The following is a 17232-nucleotide window of genomic DNA, read 5'->3' on the forward strand; positions in this document are numbered from 1 at the left end:
TGCAATGAAGAATCTGGTTTTCGCCTCGGTCCTTGCTCCGGTGCTGGCGCTGACGCTGGCGGCGGAAGCGCGCGCGCAGACGACGCTCAACGTCCGCGACGCAGATATCCGCGCGTTCATCGCCGATGCCGCCAAGGTCACGGGGCGCACCTTCATCATCGACAACCGGGTGTCGGGCAAGGTGACCGTCGTCACCGACCGGCCGCTCAGCCGGTCCGAATATTTCGAGGTGTTCCTGTCCACGCTGCGCGCCAACGGGCTGGTCGCGGTGCCGACCTCGAACGGGGCGTTCCGCGTCCAGCCGCTCGACAATGCGGCGTCGCAGCCGAGCCGGATCGGCGTCGCGGGCGCGGCGCGCAACAGCTATGTCACCGAGATCATCCGCCTGCGCGCGACCGACGCGGCGAGTGCGGTCGACACCGTCCGGCCGCTGGTCAGCGCGCAGGGGTCGGTCACCGCGAACCGCGGCGGCAACAGCCTGGTGGTGGTCGATTTCGCCGACAATATCCGCCGCATCCGCGAGGTCATTCGCCGGGTCGACACCGACACCTTGTCGACGCGCGTCGTCGCGCTCAAGAATGCGAGCGCGCGCGACATCGCGACCGCGCTGCAGGGCCTGATCGGCACCGGCGGGGCCCCGGGCGGCGCGCAGGGCGGCGGCGCGGGATCGGGACCGACCGCGTCGGTGGTCGCGGTCGAGGGATCGAACGCGGTCGCGCTGCGCGGTGATCCGACCACGGTCGCGCGACTGGCACAGGTCGCCGCCGACCTCGACCAGAAGGCGCGCAACGGCACCGAGATCAAGGTCGTGTTCCTCGAAAACGCCGATGCCGAACAATTGCTGCCGGTGCTGCAGGAACTGGTCGGCCAGACCCCGACCCAGCCGAGCAGCCAGCCGCTGTCGCGCTCCAATTTCGGCGCGAACAGCAGCGGCGGCAGCAATGGCGGCGGATCGGGCTTTGGCGGCACCCAGCAGGCGCAGGTGAGCCAGCCGGTCCAGGCGAGCGGCGGATCGGCGGGATCGGGATCGGGCCAGCCCGCGATCACCGCCGCGGGCGGCCGCACCGCCGCGGTCGTCACGCGCTTCATCGGCGCGAACGCGATCGTCATCGCCGCGCCTGCCGAGATCCAGCGTCAGCTCGCCGAGGTGGTCCGCCAGCTCGACACGCGCCGCGAACAGGTGCTGGTCGAGGCGATCGTCGCCGAGGTCTCGGACACGACCGCACGGACGCTGGGTGCACAGTTCATCGTCGGGGATCCAAGCGGCGGCGCGTTCGGCGCGTCGACCTTCTCCAATTCCGCGCCGAACATCCTGCAGATCGCAGGTGCGATCGGCGCGACACAGCTCAACACCTCGACCACGACGACGACGAACACCGACGGCAGCACGACGGTGACGAAGAACACCAGCAGCGCCGCCGACACGCTTCAGCAATCGGCGATCAGCTCGATCCTCGCCGCGACCGGCGGGTTTGGAGGCTTCGGCGGCAAGATCGGCAGCACCTTCTTTGGCGCGATCATCAACGCGGTGAAGAGCGACACGACGTCGAACCTGCTCCAGGTCCCGCACCTCGTCACGCTCGACAACCAGGAGGCGCACAGCCTGGTCGGGCAGGAGATCCCGATCACTACGGGGCAGGCGCTCAGCAACAATTTCGACAACGCGTTCCGCACCACGCAACGCCAGAATGTCGGCATCGAGCTGACCGTGCGGCCGCAGGTGAATTCGAGCGGGACGGTCAAGCTCAACCTCCGGCTCGAGGTCAGCTCGATCGCCGGGCCGGTGTCGAGCGACAATAGCGACCTGATCCTCAACAAGCGCGAGGTCGAGACCGTGCGGACCGTCGACGACGGCCAGATCGCGGTGATCAGCGGCCTGCTCGACGACAACGAACGCCGCACGATCGAGAAGATCCCGCTGCTTGGCGACCTGCCGGTGCTCGGGCACCTGTTCACGTCGAAGGCGAAGCAGCGGTCGAAGACCAACCTGATGATCTTCATCCGCCCGACGATCCTGCGCACCGCGGGCGACAGCCGGCGGATCACCGAACAGCGTTATGGCTATCTGCGGTTGCAGCAGGGGCTCGCCGAGCCCGAGCGCGAGCCGTCGATCGATCAGCTGGTGCGCGATTACATGGGCGCGGCGCCGCCGATCCCGTCGGGACCGATCCCCGGCAGCATCGAGGATCCGCGGATCGCGGTGCCGGTGCGCAGCACGAGCACGGTCTTCCGGCCGGTGAAGAAATGATCATCCGCGAGGGGCATGAACTGGGCGCCCTTAGCCCCTCCCCTTCAGGGGAGGGGTTGGGGGTGGGGCCTGTCCCAGCAATCGCGGCGCTTGTGGCATCGCCCCACCCCAACCCCTCCCCTGAAGGGGAGGGGCTTGTGGTCGCGCTCCCCCAGATCACGATCCCCTACGCCTTCGCACGCAAGTTCGGGGTCGTCGTCGACCACACCGACCCCGATTCGCCGCTCACGATCGCGATGCGCGCGGGCGCGGACCCGAAGGTGCTGCTCGAACTGCGCCGCTATCTCGGCCGCCCGTTCACGATCGGCACGGTCGAGGCGCCCGCGTTCGACCGGCTGCTGTCCAACGTCTATGCGATGGACGGTCAGGCCAACGCGCTCGCCGCGGTCGGGATGGGCGACGAGCTCGATCTGCTCGCGGGCGACATGCCGACCGCGGAGGATCTGCTCGACACCGCCGACGATGCGCCCGCGATCCGGCTGATCAACGGGATCATCGCCGACGCCGCGCGCAACGGCGTGTCGGACATCCATATCGAGCCGTACGAGACCGGGCTCGTCGTCCGGATGCGCATCGACGGCGTGCTGCGCGAGACGTTGCGCATGCCGCCGAATGTCGCGCCGGTCGTCGTCAGCCGTATCAAGGTGATGGCGCGGCTCGACATCGCCGAGCGGCGCGTGCCGCAGGATGGCCGCATGGGCCTGACGCTCGGCGGCAAGCTGCTCGACGTCCGCGTCTCGACGCTGCCGAGCCGGGCGGGCGAACGCGTCGTGCTGCGTATCCTCGACAAGGAGAATGCGGGGATAGACCTCGAGGCGCTGGGCCTCCCGCCCGCTCTGTTCGCGCTGCTCAACGAGGCGCTGAGCGAACCGAACGGTATCATCCTCGTCACCGGGCCGACCGGCTCGGGCAAGACGACCTCGCTCTACGCCGCACTGCGCCTGCTCAACGACGGCAGCCGCAACATCCTGACGGTCGAGGATCCGGTCGAGTACGCGGTCGACGGGGTAGGACAAACCCAGGTCAATCCCAAGGTCGGGCTGACGTTTGCGGCGGGGCTGCGCGCGATCCTGCGCCAGGATCCCGACGTCGTGATGGTCGGCGAAATCCGCGACCGCGAGACCGCCGAGATCGCGGTGCAGGCGTCGCTGACCGGGCATCTCGTCCTGTCGACCGTCCATACCAACGACGCGATCGGCGCGATCACGCGAATGCGCGACATGAAGGTCGAAAGCTTCCTGCTCGCCTCGACGCTCCGCGCGGTGATCGCGCAGCGGCTGGTGCGGCGGCTGTGCCCGACCTGTCGCAAGGCGGTACCCGCATCGGACACGGTCGCACCGCTGCTCGGCATCGCGCCGGACGCGGTGGTCTACGTCGCGCAGGGCTGCGACGACTGCAACCAGACCGGCTACAAGGGCCGGATCGGCGTTTTCGAGGCGGTCCGCATCGACGACACGATTCGTCGCCTGATCAACACCGACGGCGCCGAATCCGACATCACCGCGCATGCCTTTGCCAAGTCGCCGAACCTGGCGCAGTCGGCGCGTGAGCTCGTCCTGTCGGGACAGACCACGGCGGAGGAAGCGGTCCGCGTCTCGCGCCGCGACACGACCGAAGTCGTCGAGGTGGCGGCGGCATGATGCTGCTTCAAACCTCCGTTCGTTTCGAGCGCAGTCGAGAAATCGGCGCCACACGCGCGGACAGTGGTTTCTCGACTTCGCTCGAAACGAACGGGATAATGCGGCACCCGGGCAACCCGCATGGCTGATTTCGACTATGTCGCGATCGACACCAAGGGCGCCGAGCGCCGCGGCCATATCGCCGCGGCGGACATCGACCTCGCGCGCGCAACGCTCGACGCGCGCAAATTCTACGTCGTCAAGATCAGCCCGGGCGCGCCGCCGCAGGCGACCAAGGGACGGCCGCTGTTCGGGTTGCAGCTCGGCAAGCCCAAGATGTCGGGCAAGAACCTGACCTTGTTCACGCGCCAGCTCGCCACGCTCAACCGCGTGTCGCCGCTCGAGGAATCGCTGCGCACGATCACGCGCCAGACCGAGCAGGACAGCGTCCGCGCGATCGTCCAGCACGTTCATGCGGGCGTCGTCGAGGGCCGGCGGCTGGCGGATGCGATGGCGCGCGAGCCCAAGAGCTTCCCGCCGCTCTACCGTGCGATGGTCGCGGCCGGCGAGAGTTCGGGGTCGCTGCCGACGATCCTCGACCGGCTCGCGGCTTTGCTCGAACGCCAGGCGGAGATCCGCGGCAAGCTGATCACCGCGCTCGCCTATCCGTCGATCCTCGCGCTCGTCGCGATGGGGGTGGTCACCGCGCTGATGATGTTCGTCGTGCCGCAGGTGGTCGAACAGTTCGACACGGTCGGGCAGGAGCTGCCGCTGCTGACGCGGATGGTGATGGCGTTCTCGGCGTTCCTCGTCGGCTATTGGTGGGTGATCGCGCTGGTCCTGCTGCTGTTGGGGCTGATCCTGTGGCGCGCGCTGAAGGATCCGGGCTTCCGGCTCGCCTTCGACAGCTGGCTGCTCAGGATCCCGATGCTCGGGCGACTGCTGCGTGACCTTCATGCGGCGCGGATGGCGCGGACGCTGGGGACGATGGTCGCGAGCCGCCTGCCGCTGCTCGACGGGCTCAACCTGACCGCGAGCACGATCCACAACCGTCGGCTGCGGCTCGCGTCGGACCAGATCGTCGACGCGATCCGCGGCGGCGGCAGCCTGTCCGCGGCGATGCGGCGCGCGGGCGTGTTCCCGCCGCTGCTGACCTATCTCGCCGCGTCGGGCGAGGCGGCGGGGCGGCTCGACGAGATGCTCGAGCGCGCCGCCGACTATCTCGAACGCGAATTCGACCGCTTCACCGCCACCGCCCTGTCGCTGCTCGAACCGCTGATCATCGTCGTGATGGGCGGCATCGTCGCGACGATCGTGCTATCCATCCTGCTCCCGATCCTCCAGCTCAACACGCTGGCAGGCCAATGAGGTTTTGTATGCGTCCGGAAGAGAAGAAGAAGCGTCGTGAAGCGGGCTTCACGCTCGTCGAGCTGATGGTGGTGATCGTGATCATCGGCCTGCTGGCGACGATCGTTGCGCTCAACGTGCTGCCCTCGGGCGATACCGCGCGGATCCAGAAGGCGAAGGCGGATATCGCGCAGATCGAGGGCGGGCTGGAGCTCTACAAGCTCCAGAACATGACCTTCCCCAACACGTCGCAGGGGCTGAACGCACTCGTCACCGCGCCCGCCGGGCTGACCGATCCGTCGCGCCACCAGCGTGGCGGCTATCTCAAGAAGCTGCCGAACGATCCCTGGGGTCGCCCGTATCTCTATGCCTCGCCGGGCACGCATGGCGAGGCCGACGTCTGGACCTTCGGCGCCGATGGCAAGGAAGGCGGCGAGGGGATCGATGCCGATATTGGCAGCTGGCAGTAGGTCCCGGCTTAGCGCCGAACACGGCTTCACGCTGGTCGAGCTGATGGTCGTGGTGACGATCATAGGGCTCGCATCGGCGGTGGCGGTCTTTGTGATGCCCGATCCGCGCGGCCGCGTGTTCGACGAGGCGACGCGGTTCGCGGCGCGGACGCGTGCGGCGCATGATTCGGCGATCGTCGAGGCACGCCCGGTCAGCGTCTGGATCACCGGCGGCGGCTATGGCTTCGACCAGCGGCTCGCGGGCGGCTGGACGCCGATCAGCGAGAAACCGATGCGCGTCGAACGCTGGAACGACGGCACGCGCGCGGTGATCGGCGACATGAGCGGCCGCGTCCGCGTGACCTTCGACCCGACCGGGCTGGTCGACCGGCCCGCCGTCGTGACGCTCAGCCGTGGCGGGGCGAACGCGACCGTGACGATCGACGCCGATGGCACCGTGCGCGCCGATGCGCGCTGATCCTCATATTTGCACGCCGATGCGCACCGAAACCGATCGCGGGTTCACGCTGATCGAAATCATGGTCGCACTGGCCGTGTTCAGCCTGGCGGCGATGGCGCTCGTCCGGCTGGAGAGTGCGACGATCCGCGGCGCGTCGATCCTCGACGACACGCTGGTCGCGCAGATGGTCGCGCGCAACGTCGCGATCGACGCAGTGACGCAGGCGCAGCCGCCGACCGCGGGGACCGTGACCGGCGCCGAGACGAATGGCGGGCGCCGCTGGGCCTGGACGCGGTCGGTGCGCGCGATGGGCGGCTCGTCCGTCTTGCGGATCGACGTGGCGGTCGCGGATCGCGGCGGCGCGGTGCTCGGCCGCCTCACGATGATCCGCCCCGCCCCGCGCCAGTCCGCGACGACGGTGACGACGTCATGACCGGGCGGTGCGCTGCTGGGCTCGATGTCCCGGATCGGGTCGGAGACGACGGGGTGGGTGGGGGCGTGATCTCTCTTGCCGTCATCCCGGCGAACGCCGGGACCCAGGGTTGCGGGCGCGGCGCTGCTGGGCTCTGGGTCCCGGGTCGAGCCCGGGATGACGGAGTGGGCAGGCGCTCCGCCGAAGACGGCTTCACCCCCGTGAGGCGTTCCGCCGAACACGGCTTCACACTGGTCGAGGTGATGGTTTCGCTGCTGATCTTCGGCATGATCGCGGCGGCGGGGGTGGCGATCCTGTCGTTCAGCGTTAAGGCGCAGAGTGCGACGGGGACGAAGCTCGACGATCTCGGCGCGCTGACGCGGACGATGTCGATCCTGTCCGCCGATCTCGGCCAGGCGGCGCTGCGGGGCACGCGCGACGAATCCGGCGCACCCTTGCCCGCCTTCGTCGGCGAGAGCGGGTCGGACGTCGCGCCGATGCTCCGCCTCGTCCGCGGTGGCTGGACCAATATCGACGGCGCAGCGCGGTCGAACACGCAGAAGGTCGCCTACCGGGTCGCGGACGGCGCGCTGCAGCGGATCGCCTATCCAATGGTCGACGGCGCGCCGCCGCTGCCGCCTGCCGTGCTGCTGCCCAATGTCCGCCAGGTCCGGCTGCGCTACCGGCTCGGCGGCGCGTGGAGCGACCGCTGGGACGGCGTGCAGGGCGTGCCCTTGCCCGAGGCGATGGAGCTGAGCGTCCAGCGCACCGACGGCCTGGTCTATCGCCAGCTGTTCCTCGTCGGATCGGGCTATGCCCCGCCCGCGCGGGAGGTCCAGAATGAAGCCCCCTGAGCAGGAAAGAGGCGCCGCGCTGCTGACCGTCCTCATGCTCGTCGCGATCGTCGCGGTGATGGCGGGGGCGGCGCTCGAGAAGCTGCGGCTGTCGACGCGGCTGGCGGGCAATGCCGCGGCGGGCGAGCAGGCCCGCGCCTATGCGCTGGCCGCCGAGACGCTGGCGCTGACGCGGATCGACGCGATGCTGGGCCCCAATGTCAAACGCGTGACGTTGCAGGGCGACTGGAGCGGCAAGCCGTTCGGGATGCCGCTGCCCGGCGGCGGCTTTGCGACCGCGCGCGTGCGCGACGGGGGGAACTGCTTCAATCTCAACAGCCTGGTGAGCGGCCGCGCCGGCGCCTATGTCACCGACCCGCTGATGCGGCCGCAATTCGTCCGGTTGATGCGGCTGCTCGACATCCCCGCGCAGGTCGGCGAACAGATCGCCGCGGGCGCCGCCGACTGGATCGACAGCGATCAGGACCAGCAGGCGATGGGCGCGGAGGACGGCGCCTATCTGAACCGTGAGACGCCCTATCGCACCGCCGGCACGCTGATGACCGACCCGAGCGAACTCCGCGCGGTGGTCGGCATGACGCCGCAAATCTATGCGACGCTCAGGCCGTGGATCTGTACACTGCCGGTCGCGCAGGCCGCGCCGATCAACGTCAACACGCTGCTCCCCGAACAGGCGCCGATCCTGGCGATGCTGTTTCCCGACACGATGTCGATCGCGGGTGCGCGCCAGATGATCCTGCAACGCCCGCCGCAAGGGGTCGCGACCACCGACGTGTTCTTCAAGAGCGCGGCGTTGCAGGGCAATTCCAATGCGGATGGCGAACGGGGGACGGCAGTGGTGTCGAAATGGTTCACGCTCGATATCGACGTGACGGTGGGGACGACGGTTTTGCAGGAACAGGCACTGATGGACGCGACGACGCTTCCCGCGCGGCTCGTATCGCGGCAATGGGGCGAGCCATCATGACCACGCTCCTGTTCCTTCCCTCCGGCGTGACCGGCTTTCGCTGGATGCGGATCGCCGACCAGCGCATCGTCGCGCAGGGCGAGGGGATCCCGACCGCCGATGAGCGAAGTGACCTCGGCGCGGACACGGGCGTCATCGCGGTGGCGCCGGCGGAGGCGGTGACCTTGCACTGGGCCGAACTACCGTCGCGCAGCGCCGCGCAGGCGACCGCCGCCGCCCGGCTGCTCGCGGCAGAGGCGAGCGCGGCGCCGCTCGGTGAACTCCATGTCGCGGTCGGGGACGAGGGGCAGGGCGACCGGCCGATCGGCGTGGTCGGGATCGAGGCGATGCAGGGCTGGCTGCGGATGCTCGCGGCGGCCGGCGTCGATCCGGTCGCGATGCTCCCTGCGCCGATGCTGCTGCCGCGCCCGGACGAGGGCTATGTCCGCGCCGAGCTTGCCGGCGACCCCGTCGTGCGCGGGACGTCGACCGGATTTGCCGACGAACCGGGGCTGACCGCGCTGGTGACGGGCGACACGCCGCCCGTGGCCGTCGAGCCCGCCGCGCTCGAGGCGGCGCTGGCGGCGGCGGTTGCGACATGGCCGCTCGACCTGCGGCAGGGGATGTTCGCGCGGCGGCGGCGATTCGCGCTCGACTGGGCGCTGATCCGGCGGCTAGCGGTGCTGTCGGGGCTGATCCTCGCGGTGACGCTGGCGATCACGCTGGTCCGGATCGCGAAATACAGCTTCGGTGCGGACATGATCGAGGCGCAGACCGAACAGGTCGCCCGCTCGGGCCTGCCACGCGGCGAGACGGTGAACGATGCCGGGCGCCAGCTTGGCGAACGGCTGTCGCGCGTGCGCGGGCCGGGTCTGGGCTTCAGCACGACCACCGCCACGATCTTCGCCGTGGTCCAGGCGACGCCGGGCAGCGAGATCACCGCGCTCGACTTCCAGCCGAACGGGACCGTCCGACTGGGCGTCGCCGTCGAGCGCGAGGCGCTGGCGACCGATCTCAGGAGTGCGCTCGAGCGTGCCGGCTTTGCGGTTCAGGCGGGCGTCTTCCAGGCGGCGGCGGGGCGCGTGTCGGGCGAATTCACGATCACGGCGGGCCGTGCAGGCGGGAGCGAGGGCGCATGACCGGGTTGCGGCACTGGTTCGAGGGGCGATCGCTGCGCGAGAGGCGGCTGTTGCTGGTGATGGCGGCGCTCGCGGTGCTGACGCTGCTCTGGGGCGCGGTGATCCGGCCGGTCGGCGACGGTCTGTCGAGTGCGCGCGAACGCCATGCGAGCGCGGTGACCCGGCTCGGCGAGACGCAGGCGATGGTCGCGCTGCTCCGCGACGCGCAGCGATCGCGGCCCACGCCGCTGACCGGATCGCTCGATGCGATCGTGCGGACCCAGGCGGACCTCGCGGGGTTCGCGATCACCAGCCTCGACCAGGAGGGCGCGGACCGGGTGCGGATCGTGATGCCGTCGGCGCGGCCGGGCGCGCTGACCGCGTGGCTGGCGCGGCTCGAGCGCGCGGGCATCCTGGTCGACGCACTGACCATGACCGACAAGGGTGACCGTACCGTGAGCGTGACGATGACGTTGAAGGCGCGCGCCGCATGAGCGACAGCGCACGCTTCGTGGGCGTCGGCGCACGCCGCGTCACGCGGATCCGGTTGCGGACCGGCCCGACCGCGATGTTCGGCGGCATGCTGCTGCTCGCGCTAATCGTATTCCTGCCGATGCGCGCTGCGCTTGGCTGGGTCGGGATCGAGGATGCGGGCCTCGTCGCGCGCCGGGTGACGGGCACGATCTGGGGCGCGACGCTGACCGATGCGCGGTTCGGCGAGTTGTCGCTCGGCGACCTCCATGCCCGGCTCGCGCCCTTGCCGCTGCTCGCGGGGCGCGCGCGGATCGTGCTGGCCGGCCCCGAGACCGATCCGCGGCCGCTGCGCGGGTCGGCGAGCGTCAGCCGGCACGGGTTCGGCGTCGATGATCTGACCGCGACGATCCCGACCGGCGCGGTGTTCGCGCCGGTACCGGTCACCACGCTCGATCTCGACGGCGTGACCGTGCGGTTTGCCGACGGCCAGTGCGAGCGTGCCGAGGGGCGGGTGCGCGCGACGCTGGGCGGCGAGGTCGCGGGGATCACGCTGCCCCAGTCGGTCAGCGGGACGCCCAAATGCGAGGGCGACGCGCTCATCGTGCCGCTCGCCAGCCAGGCGGGGACCGAGGGCATCACGCTGCGGATCGACGGCACGGGCCGCTACCGCGCGGTGCTGACGCTGCAACCGACCGACCCGATCGTCCAGCAGCGGCTCGAATCGATCGGCTTCGTGCGCGGGGCAGGCGGCTATAGCCAGGCGATCGAAGGCAGTTTTTGACGACATTCGACGCCGCGCATGATCGCGGCGCTTGACGGACCCGAACAGCCCGCTTAGGGGCACGGGCCTTCGCGGCGATCGTAGTTCAATTGGTTAGAGCGTCGGCTTGTGATGCCGGATGTTGCGGGTTCAAGTCCCGTCGGTCGCCCCATTATTTTCCCAACTGCTTGGCCTTGCGCCGCTTTGTGCTGGTAAAACCGGCCGGAAAATAATATTTCAGGTTTAAGCAATTTTCTTCTTCCTGATGGAGCCGGCGATGACAGCGGTTTGGGACCTTCCCGATTTCGACGACCATGAGGGCGTTCACGTCTTCACCGATCCGGTTTCGGGTCTCCGCGCCGTCATCGCGCTGCATTCGACCAAGCTCGGCCCCGCAGCGGGCGGCACGCGCTTCTGGCGTTATGCGGACAATGGCCGCGCGGTGACCGACGCGCTGCGCCTGTCGCGCGGCATGAGCTTCAAGAACGCGATGGCCGGGCTCGAGCTGGGCGGCGGCAAGGGCGTCGTCCTCGCGGCCAAGCCCGGCGACGTGATCACCACCGAACAGCTCGAGGCGTTCGGCCGCGCAGTCGAATCGCTTGGCGGCCGCTACGTGACCGCCGAGGACGTCGGCATGTCCGAAGAGCGCATGAAGGTGATCGCGACCCAGACGCGCTACGTCTCGGGCCTGCCGGTCGCGAGTGGCGCGGCGGGCGGCGATCCGGGGCCGTACACCGCGCTCGGCATCTATCTGGGCGTCAAGGCGGCGGCGCAGCGCGGGCTCGGCGCGACCGACATGAAGGGCGTGCGCGTTGCGATCCAGGGCGTCGGCTCGGTCGGCGGCGGGCTCGCCCGGCTGCTCGCCAGGGACGGCGCGGTGCTGACGCTCGCAGACGTCGATGAGGGCCGTGCGCAGGCGCTGGCGGGCGAGCTCGGCGCGACAGCAGTCCCCGCCGAGGCGATCCTGACGACCGACACAGACATCTTCAGCCCGAACGCGCTGGGTGCGATCCTGACCGAAATGTCGATCGCCGCGCTCAAGGCCAAGGTCGTCGCGGGCGGCGCGAACAACCAGCTCAGCGTCCGCGAGGACGGCGCGCGGCTGCACGCACGCGGCATCCTCTATGCGCCGGATTACGTGATCAATGCGGGCGGCATCATCAACGTCGGGCTCGAATATCTCGGCCAGGGTGACGAAGCCGAAGTGAAGGCCCGGATCGCACGCATCCCCGAGCGGCTGATCCAGGTCTGGGACGAGAGCGACCGCAGCGGCGAACCGTCGTCCGACGTCGCCGATTCGATCGCAAAGCGCCTGATCGGCCGCTAAATCCTTCTCCCTTTCGCGGGGACGGTGACACGGCGGCCCGCTCCCTCTCCCCACGTGGGGAGAGGGGCTTTAAGTCCGTCACGACTTGCCATAGTGGTAACACCCAGTGGCCACCCTGCACGCCCTTGCCAATCCCGCGCGCTTCCTGAAGATCGCCAGGCCGCTGACGCCTGCGCTGTTCTGGGCGGGCGTCGCTCTTATCGCGCTGGGCTGCTGGGCGGGACTGACGCAGACCCCACCCGACTATCTGCAGGGCGAGACGGTGCGGATCCTCTATATCCATGTTCCCGCCGCCTGGCTCGGCATGGGCGGTTGGAGCGGGATCGCGATTTCCAGCATCATGCTGCTCGTCTGGCGTCACCCGCTGGCCGGTATCGCCGCGCGCGCGATCGCGCTGCCCGGCGCGGTGTTTGCGGCTTTGTGCCTGATGACCGGCTCGATCTGGGGACGGCCGACCTGGGGGACGTGGTGGCAATGGGACGGGCGGCTGACCTCGATGCTGCTGCTGTTCTTCGTCTATCTTGGCTATATGGCGCTGGCGAAGGCGGATGCGGACCGCGGCGGCGACGGGCGCGTGCCCGCGCTCTACGGCGTGGCCGGATCGGTGCTGCTGCCGATCATCCGCTATTCGGTGATCTGGTGGAACACGCTGCACCAGGGGCCGAGCATCGGGCTGACCAAGTCGACGATCGATGGCGCGATCCTCTGGCCGCTGCCGATCATGCTCGCGGGCTTCACCTTCGTCTTCGCCGGCATCGTGCTGATGCGGATGCGGACCCTGCTCGCCACCGCCAAGGCCGAGGCGCGGATGCGTCGGATGGCCAGCGCGTGAAGGTGCGCGCATGACCGCCTGGCCGTTCGTGATTGCCGCCTATGCCGTGACGCTGGGCGGCGGCGCCGTCGTCGCGCTGCTCAGCTATCTGGCGATGCGGAAGGCGGAGCGATGAAGGCCAAGCATCAGCGGCTCACCCTCGCCCTGTTGGCACTCGGCGCGGTCGTCGTCGCGGGGTTGCTCGCTCTGTCCGCGCTGAAGGACCAGGCGTCGTTCTTCTACGCGCCCTCCGACGTGAAGCGCGACGGGCTGCCGCTCGGCCGCGCGGTCCGGCTCGGCGGGATGGTCGCGGACGGATCGGTCAAGCGCGCCGCGGACGGCGTCACCGTCCACTTCACCGTCACCGACGGCGCCGCGACCACGCCCGTCGTCTTCGCCGGAATCGTCCCGAACCTGTTCCGCGAGAAATCGGGGGTCGTCGCCGAGGGGCAGTTCCAGCCCGACGGCCGCTTCGTCGCGTCCAACCTGCTCGCCAAGCATGACGAGAAATACATGCCGCCTGAAATGGCGGGCAAGATGCACGAGACCAAGACGCTCGCACCGGACCGCGGTTCATGATCGCCGAAGCCGGACTCGCGGCGCTCTGGCTCGCCGGCGCGCTGGCGGCGCTGCAACTCGCGATGGCGGTGATCGGGATCGCGCGCGGCCGCGACGACGTTGCCGCGGCAGTGCGGCCGGTGGCGATCGTTCAGGGCGTGCTCGCCGCGCTGGCGATGGCGCTGCTGATCAAGCTGTTCCTCGAGTCCGACATGTCGGTGAAGCTGGTCGTCGAGAACAGCCATTCGGCCAAGCCGTGGCTCTACAAGTTCGCCGGCGCTTGGGGCAATCACGAGGGGTCGATGCTGCTCTGGGTGACGATCCTGGGGCTGGCAGGCGGCGCGGTCGCGATCTTCGAACGGTCGCTGCCCGAACGCACTTTGGTCGCGACGCTCGGTGCGCAGGCGACGATCGCGCTCGGTTTCTATGCGTTCCTGCTCTTCTCCTCCAATCCGTTCGCGCGGCTGACCCCGGCGGCACCCGACGGGCTCGGGCTCAACCCGCTGCTCCAGGACCCCGGCTTGGCGTTCCACCCGCCGACGCTCTACACCGGCTATGTCGGGCTTTCGGTCGCCTTCTCGTTCGCGGTCGGTGCGCTGGTCACGCGGGACGTCGGGCCGGGCTTCGCCAAAGCGATGCGCCCCTGGGTGCTGATCGCGTGGATCTTCCTCACGCTCGGCATCACCGCGGGGAGCTACTGGGCCTATTACGAGCTCGGCTGGGGCGGCTGGTGGTTCTGGGATCCGGTCGAGAACGCGTCGCTGATGCCGTGGCTCGCGGCGACCGCGCTGCTCCATTCGGTGACCGTGCTGGCGACGCGCGACGGTTTGCGCGCCTGGACGATCATGCTTGCGGTGGTCGCCTTCTCGATGTCGATGATCGGCACGTTCCTGGTGCGCTCGGGCATCCTGACCAGCGTCCACGCCTTTGCGGTCGATCCGGAGCGCGGCGCGTTCATCCTCGCGTTGCTCGCCATCTATATCGGCGGCGCGCTCGCGTTGTTCGCCGCGCGGATCGGCACCGTGCGCGCAGGCACGACCTTCGATCCGGTCAGCCGCGAGGGCGGGCTGGTCGCGAACAACCTGCTGCTGTCGGTGATCCTCGGCATCGTCCTGATCGGCACGCTCTATCCGATCGTCGCGGCGAGCTTCGGCGTGCAGCTGTCGGTGGGCCCGCCCTTCTTCAACAAGGCCGCAGGACCGATCGCGCTATTGCTGGTCGCGGTGATGGCGGTCGGGCCGCTGCTGCGCTGGCGTCGTGACGAGGCGAGGGCGGTCGTCGGCCGGGTCGCGCTGCCGATCGCGGCCACCATAGTGGCGGCGGTCGCGCTGCTGTTCGTCTGGCCGGGCGTGCTGCCCTGGGCAGGGCTCAGCCTTGCCGCAGGCCTCGCGGTCGCCAGCGTCGCCCCCTTGTGGAAGCGCAATCTCCGGCGCACGCCGATGTTCACCTATGGCATGGTCCTCTCGCATCTCGGCATCGCGGTCAGCCTGGCCGGCATGGCGTCGGACAGCGCCTTTACCAAGGAAACGTTGGTCGCGGTGCGCGCAGGCGAAGCAGCGCGCGTGGGGCCCTACAGCGTTACGCTCGACGGGATCTCGCCGGTGATCGGCGAGAACTGGTCCGCGCTCGAGGCGCAGCTGACCGCGACGCGCGGCGATGACAGCACGCGGCTCCATCCGCAGCTTCGCTTCTTCGCCAATCCGCCGACCAGCACCAATGAATCGGCGATCCTGACCGCGCTCGACGGCCAGCTCTATACCGTACTCGGCCAGCCCGACGGGCAGGGGCGGTGGCAGCTGCGGCTGTGGTGGAAGCCGTTCGTGACGCTGATCTGGTTCGGCGGCGTGCTGATCGCGCTGGGCGGCGCGCTGTCGCTGGTCGGGCGGCTGCGTCGCGAACGGCGCAGCGCGGTCCGGGCGGCCTGGGCATGAAGCGGTTCGTGCTCTGGGCGCCGCTGGCAATCTTCGCCTTGCTGTTCGCGGTGGTCGCGAGCGGGCTGTTCCGGCCGGCGGACAAGGTCGTGCGGTCGGCGATGGTCGGCAAGCCACTGCCCGATTTCGCGCTGCCCGCGATGGTGCCGGGCAAGCCGGGGCTGACCAGCGCTTCGTTCAAGGGCGGTCAGCCGCGGCTGCTCAACGTGTTCGCGAGCTGGTGCGTGCCCTGCATCGCCGAGGCCCCGCATCTGATGCGGCTGAAGACGATGGGCATCCCGATCGACGCGATCGCGATCCGCGACACCACGCCCGCGATCGCCGGCTTCCTGCGCCGCAACGGCGATCCCTATGCGCGGATCGGCAGCGACACCGCGAGCCGGGTCCAGCTCGCGCTCGGCTCGTCGGGCGTGCCCGAAACCTTCGTGGTCGACGGCCGCGGGATCGTCGTGAAACAGATCATCGGCGACATCCGCGAGGACAATATCGGCGAGATCGTCCAGGCCGTCAGGGAAGCGCGATGAGCGGGCGGTCAAGCCTCGCGCTAGCGGCAGGCGCGACGGTCGCCGCGTTGCTGTTCTGCACCGCCCCCGCCCCCGCCGTCGCGCAGCCCGTCACGCCGCCCGCGCATTACGCCAATGTCCAGCTCGCCGACCCCGCCAAGGAAGCCTCCGCCAAGGCGCTGATGGAGACGCTGCGCTGCCTCGTCTGCCAGGGCCAGTCGATCGCCGACAGCGATGCCGACATGGCCGCGGACATGCGCGCGCTGGTCCGCGAACGGATCGCACGCGGCGAGACGCCCGCCTCGGTCCGCGACTGGCTGGTGTCGCGCTATGGCGATTATGTCACCTATGACCCGCCGCTGTCGGGGCTGACCTGGCCGCTATGGCTGGCGCCGATCGCGCTGCTGGCGATCGGCGGATGGATCGCGCGGTCGAGTTTTCGCCGGAGGACGCGCTGATGGGCTGGCTCTGGCTCGGAATCATCGCGGTCGGGGCGTTCGCGCTGCTGGCGGTGCTGAGGGTCGACCGGCTGCTCTGGTCGATGGTCGCCGCCGCGCTGATGCTCGGCGCGGCGGGCTATGCGTTGCAGGGTGAGCCCGAGCGTGCCGGGCATCCGGTCGTGACGGGCACGACGATCACGCCCGATGACGGGTCGATGATCGAGCTGCGCGACAAGATGCTCGAACGCTATACCGGTGCCGCCGCCTATCTGGTCGCGGCGGATGCGATGACGCGGATCGGTGAGCGTCGCGCCGCGGTGAAGGTCCTGCTCGGCGGGATCCGCGTCGCGCCGAAAAGCCTCGTCCTGTGGACCGGGCTTGCCAATGCGCTGGCCGCACACGACGGCGATCAGGTCTCGCCCCCGGCGCTGTTCGCGTTCCAGCAGGCGATGCGGATCGCACCGCGCCACCCGGCGCCGCCCTTCTTCCTTGGCCTCGCCTATGTCCGGTCGGGCAATTTCGCGGCGGGACGACCCTATTGGGCGCGGGCGCTCGCGCTGACGCCGAAAAGCGTGTCCTATCACGACGAGATCGCGGTCCGCCTCGCGCTGCTCGATCAGGTCATGGCAGCACAGGATGCCGCACCGGCGAGCTGAACACCGACGCAAAACGGGACCCGGATCGTCCGGCGTGGTGCCGGGGATCCTGGGTCCCGTTCCGTGCCGCAAAAGGGCTTACTGGCCGCGGCCGGTCTTGCCCTGGAGCTCGTCGATCTTGAGCGAGGCATCGGCCTTCGACAGCGACTCGTCGAATTCCTCATGCGCCTCTTCGGACAGCGTCTTCAGATAGCTGGCCTGTGCGCCGGTCATCTTCTCGTCGCCGGTCGTCCAGTCGTGCGGATCCTTCTCGGCGTTCGAAAAGGGCTCGGACTTGGGGTTCGGGGTGTCGGACATTGTGAAATTCCTTTCGCCTGTC

Annotated in this window: 19 protein-coding genes and 1 tRNA gene; 19 read left to right on the forward strand and 1 reads right to left on the reverse strand. The window is 69.5% G+C overall.

Annotation, left to right across the window (positions count from 1 at the left end; genetic code table 11):
- Positions 1-4: 4 nt before the first annotated feature.
- From gspD to FHY04_RS02750, 19 genes are all read left to right on the forward strand, one after another.
- Positions 5-2248 (forward strand): type II secretion system secretin GspD, encoded by a 2244-nt coding sequence (gene gspD / locus FHY04_RS02660; RefSeq protein WP_183935282.1) that lies wholly within the window; start codon positions 5-7, stop codon positions 2246-2248.
- Positions 2245-3888 (forward strand): GspE/PulE family protein, encoded by a 1644-nt coding sequence (locus FHY04_RS02665; RefSeq protein ID WP_409349138.1) that lies wholly within the window; start codon positions 2245-2247, stop codon positions 3886-3888. Before gspD ends, FHY04_RS02665 begins: the two co-directional genes overlap by 4 nt.
- A gap of 120 nt (positions 3889-4008) precedes the next feature.
- A complete protein-coding gene (gene gspF, locus FHY04_RS02670) occupies positions 4009-5235 on the forward strand; it encodes a type II secretion system inner membrane protein GspF (RefSeq protein WP_183935284.1) in 1227 nt (408 codons plus the stop codon).
- An 8-nt stretch (positions 5236-5243) separates the two neighbouring features.
- A complete protein-coding gene (gspG, locus tag FHY04_RS02675; protein ID WP_183935285.1) occupies positions 5244-5684 on the forward strand; it encodes a type II secretion system major pseudopilin GspG in 441 nt (146 codons plus the stop codon).
- The gene (locus FHY04_RS02680; RefSeq protein ID WP_183935286.1) at positions 5659-6141 is read left to right on the forward strand and encodes a GspH/FimT family pseudopilin; all 483 of its coding nucleotides are present in this window, start codon (positions 5659-5661) and stop codon (positions 6139-6141) included. The genes gspG and FHY04_RS02680 overlap by 26 nt, the downstream gene beginning before the upstream one ends.
- 19 nt (positions 6142-6160) lie before the next feature.
- Positions 6161-6556: a type II secretion system minor pseudopilin GspI gene (gspI, locus tag FHY04_RS02685; RefSeq protein WP_183935287.1), complete on the forward strand. Its 396-nt coding sequence runs from the start codon at positions 6161-6163 to the stop codon at positions 6554-6556.
- Positions 6557-6720: 164 nt separating this feature from the next.
- Complete coding sequence (gene gspJ / locus FHY04_RS02690; RefSeq protein WP_311723386.1) at positions 6721-7389, forward strand: type II secretion system minor pseudopilin GspJ; 669 nt, start codon at positions 6721-6723, stop codon at positions 7387-7389.
- Positions 7376-8356 carry a type II secretion system minor pseudopilin GspK gene (gene gspK, locus FHY04_RS02695; protein ID WP_159511153.1) on the forward strand — a complete coding sequence of 327 codons (981 nt, stop codon included), beginning with the start codon at positions 7376-7378 and terminating at the stop codon, positions 8354-8356. Before gspJ ends, gspK begins: the two co-directional genes overlap by 14 nt.
- Positions 8353-9474, forward strand: a complete 1122-nt coding sequence (gene gspL, locus FHY04_RS02700; protein WP_183935289.1) for a type II secretion system protein GspL — start codon at positions 8353-8355, stop codon at positions 9472-9474. Before gspK ends, gspL begins: the two co-directional genes overlap by 4 nt.
- Positions 9471-9947, forward strand: coding sequence for a type II secretion system protein GspM (gspM, locus tag FHY04_RS02705; RefSeq protein WP_183935290.1), 477 nt, complete (start codon positions 9471-9473; stop codon positions 9945-9947). The genes gspL and gspM overlap by 4 nt, the downstream gene beginning before the upstream one ends.
- Positions 9944-10708 (forward strand): type II secretion system protein N, encoded by a 765-nt coding sequence (gene gspN / locus FHY04_RS02710; RefSeq protein WP_056680337.1) that lies wholly within the window; start codon positions 9944-9946, stop codon positions 10706-10708. Before gspM ends, gspN begins: the two co-directional genes overlap by 4 nt.
- 74 nt (positions 10709-10782) lie before the next feature.
- A tRNA-His gene (locus FHY04_RS02715) sits at positions 10783-10859 on the forward strand.
- 105 nt (positions 10860-10964) lie between these two features.
- Complete coding sequence (locus FHY04_RS02720) at positions 10965-12014, forward strand: Glu/Leu/Phe/Val dehydrogenase (RefSeq protein ID WP_183935291.1); 1050 nt, start codon at positions 10965-10967, stop codon at positions 12012-12014.
- A 106-nt stretch (positions 12015-12120) separates the two neighbouring features.
- Positions 12121-12846 carry a heme ABC transporter permease CcmC gene (ccmC, locus tag FHY04_RS02725; protein ID WP_183935292.1) on the forward strand — a complete coding sequence of 242 codons (726 nt, stop codon included), beginning with the start codon at positions 12121-12123 and terminating at the stop codon, positions 12844-12846.
- Positions 12847-12957: 111 nt separating this feature from the next.
- Positions 12958-13404: a cytochrome c maturation protein CcmE gene (ccmE, locus tag FHY04_RS02730; RefSeq protein ID WP_031395338.1), complete on the forward strand. Its 447-nt coding sequence runs from the start codon at positions 12958-12960 to the stop codon at positions 13402-13404.
- Positions 13401-15314 carry a heme lyase CcmF/NrfE family subunit gene (locus FHY04_RS02735; RefSeq protein WP_183935293.1) on the forward strand — a complete coding sequence of 638 codons (1914 nt, stop codon included), beginning with the start codon at positions 13401-13403 and terminating at the stop codon, positions 15312-15314. The genes ccmE and FHY04_RS02735 overlap by 4 nt, the downstream gene beginning before the upstream one ends.
- Positions 15311-15838, forward strand: coding sequence for a redoxin family protein (locus tag FHY04_RS02740; protein WP_183935294.1), 528 nt, complete (start codon positions 15311-15313; stop codon positions 15836-15838). Before FHY04_RS02735 ends, FHY04_RS02740 begins: the two co-directional genes overlap by 4 nt.
- Positions 15835-16275, forward strand: coding sequence for a cytochrome c-type biogenesis protein (locus FHY04_RS02745; protein WP_183935295.1), 441 nt, complete (start codon positions 15835-15837; stop codon positions 16273-16275). Before FHY04_RS02740 ends, FHY04_RS02745 begins: the two co-directional genes overlap by 4 nt.
- Complete coding sequence (locus FHY04_RS02750) at positions 16236-16913, forward strand: hypothetical protein (protein ID WP_260171273.1); 678 nt, start codon at positions 16236-16238, stop codon at positions 16911-16913. The genes FHY04_RS02745 and FHY04_RS02750 overlap by 40 nt, the downstream gene beginning before the upstream one ends.
- A gap of 78 nt (positions 16914-16991) precedes the next feature.
- Here the strand turns inward: FHY04_RS02750 and FHY04_RS02755 are convergent, their stop codons facing one another.
- Positions 16992-17210: a DUF3072 domain-containing protein gene (locus tag FHY04_RS02755; RefSeq protein ID WP_031440730.1), complete on the reverse strand. Its 219-nt coding sequence runs from the start codon at positions 17208-17210 to the stop codon at positions 16992-16994.
- Positions 17211-17232: the final 22 nt, after the last annotated feature.

The sequence above is a fragment of the Sphingomonas sp. BK481 genome, from assembly GCF_014194875.1.
In the GTDB taxonomy this organism is placed as follows: domain Bacteria; phylum Pseudomonadota; class Alphaproteobacteria; order Sphingomonadales; family Sphingomonadaceae; genus Sphingomonas; species Sphingomonas aerolata.

Coding starts and splice junctions, on each gene's coding strand:
- gspD (WP_183935282.1), top strand. CDS start 5: ATGAAGAATCTGGTTTTCGCCTCGGTCCTTGCTCCGGTGCTGGCGCTG.
- FHY04_RS02740 (WP_183935294.1), top strand. CDS start 15,311: ATGAAGCGGTTCGTGCTCTGGGCGCCGCTGGCAATCTTCGCCTTGCTG.
- FHY04_RS02680 (WP_183935286.1), top strand. CDS start 5,659: ATGCCGATATTGGCAGCTGGCAGTAGGTCCCGGCTTAGCGCCGAACAC.
- FHY04_RS02720 (WP_183935291.1), top strand. CDS start 10,965: ATGACAGCGGTTTGGGACCTTCCCGATTTCGACGACCATGAGGGCGTT.
- gspL (WP_183935289.1), top strand. CDS start 8,353: ATGACCACGCTCCTGTTCCTTCCCTCCGGCGTGACCGGCTTTCGCTGG.
- FHY04_RS02755 (WP_031440730.1), bottom strand. CDS start 17,210: ATGTCCGACACCCCGAACCCCAAGTCCGAGCCCTTTTCGAACGCCGAG.
- gspN (WP_056680337.1), top strand. CDS start 9,944: ATGAGCGACAGCGCACGCTTCGTGGGCGTCGGCGCACGCCGCGTCACG.
- gspG (WP_183935285.1), top strand. CDS start 5,244: ATGCGTCCGGAAGAGAAGAAGAAGCGTCGTGAAGCGGGCTTCACGCTC.
- gspK (WP_159511153.1), top strand. CDS start 7,376: ATGAAGCCCCCTGAGCAGGAAAGAGGCGCCGCGCTGCTGACCGTCCTC.
- ccmE (WP_031395338.1), top strand. CDS start 12,958: ATGAAGGCCAAGCATCAGCGGCTCACCCTCGCCCTGTTGGCACTCGGC.
- gspI (WP_183935287.1), top strand. CDS start 6,161: ATGCGCACCGAAACCGATCGCGGGTTCACGCTGATCGAAATCATGGTC.
- FHY04_RS02735 (WP_183935293.1), top strand. CDS start 13,401: ATGATCGCCGAAGCCGGACTCGCGGCGCTCTGGCTCGCCGGCGCGCTG.
- FHY04_RS02665 (WP_409349138.1), top strand. CDS start 2,245: ATGATCATCCGCGAGGGGCATGAACTGGGCGCCCTTAGCCCCTCCCCT.
- FHY04_RS02750 (WP_260171273.1), top strand. CDS start 16,236: ATGGATCGCGCGGTCGAGTTTTCGCCGGAGGACGCGCTGATGGGCTGG.
- FHY04_RS02745 (WP_183935295.1), top strand. CDS start 15,835: ATGAGCGGGCGGTCAAGCCTCGCGCTAGCGGCAGGCGCGACGGTCGCC.
- gspF (WP_183935284.1), top strand. CDS start 4,009: ATGGCTGATTTCGACTATGTCGCGATCGACACCAAGGGCGCCGAGCGC.
- gspM (WP_183935290.1), top strand. CDS start 9,471: ATGACCGGGTTGCGGCACTGGTTCGAGGGGCGATCGCTGCGCGAGAGG.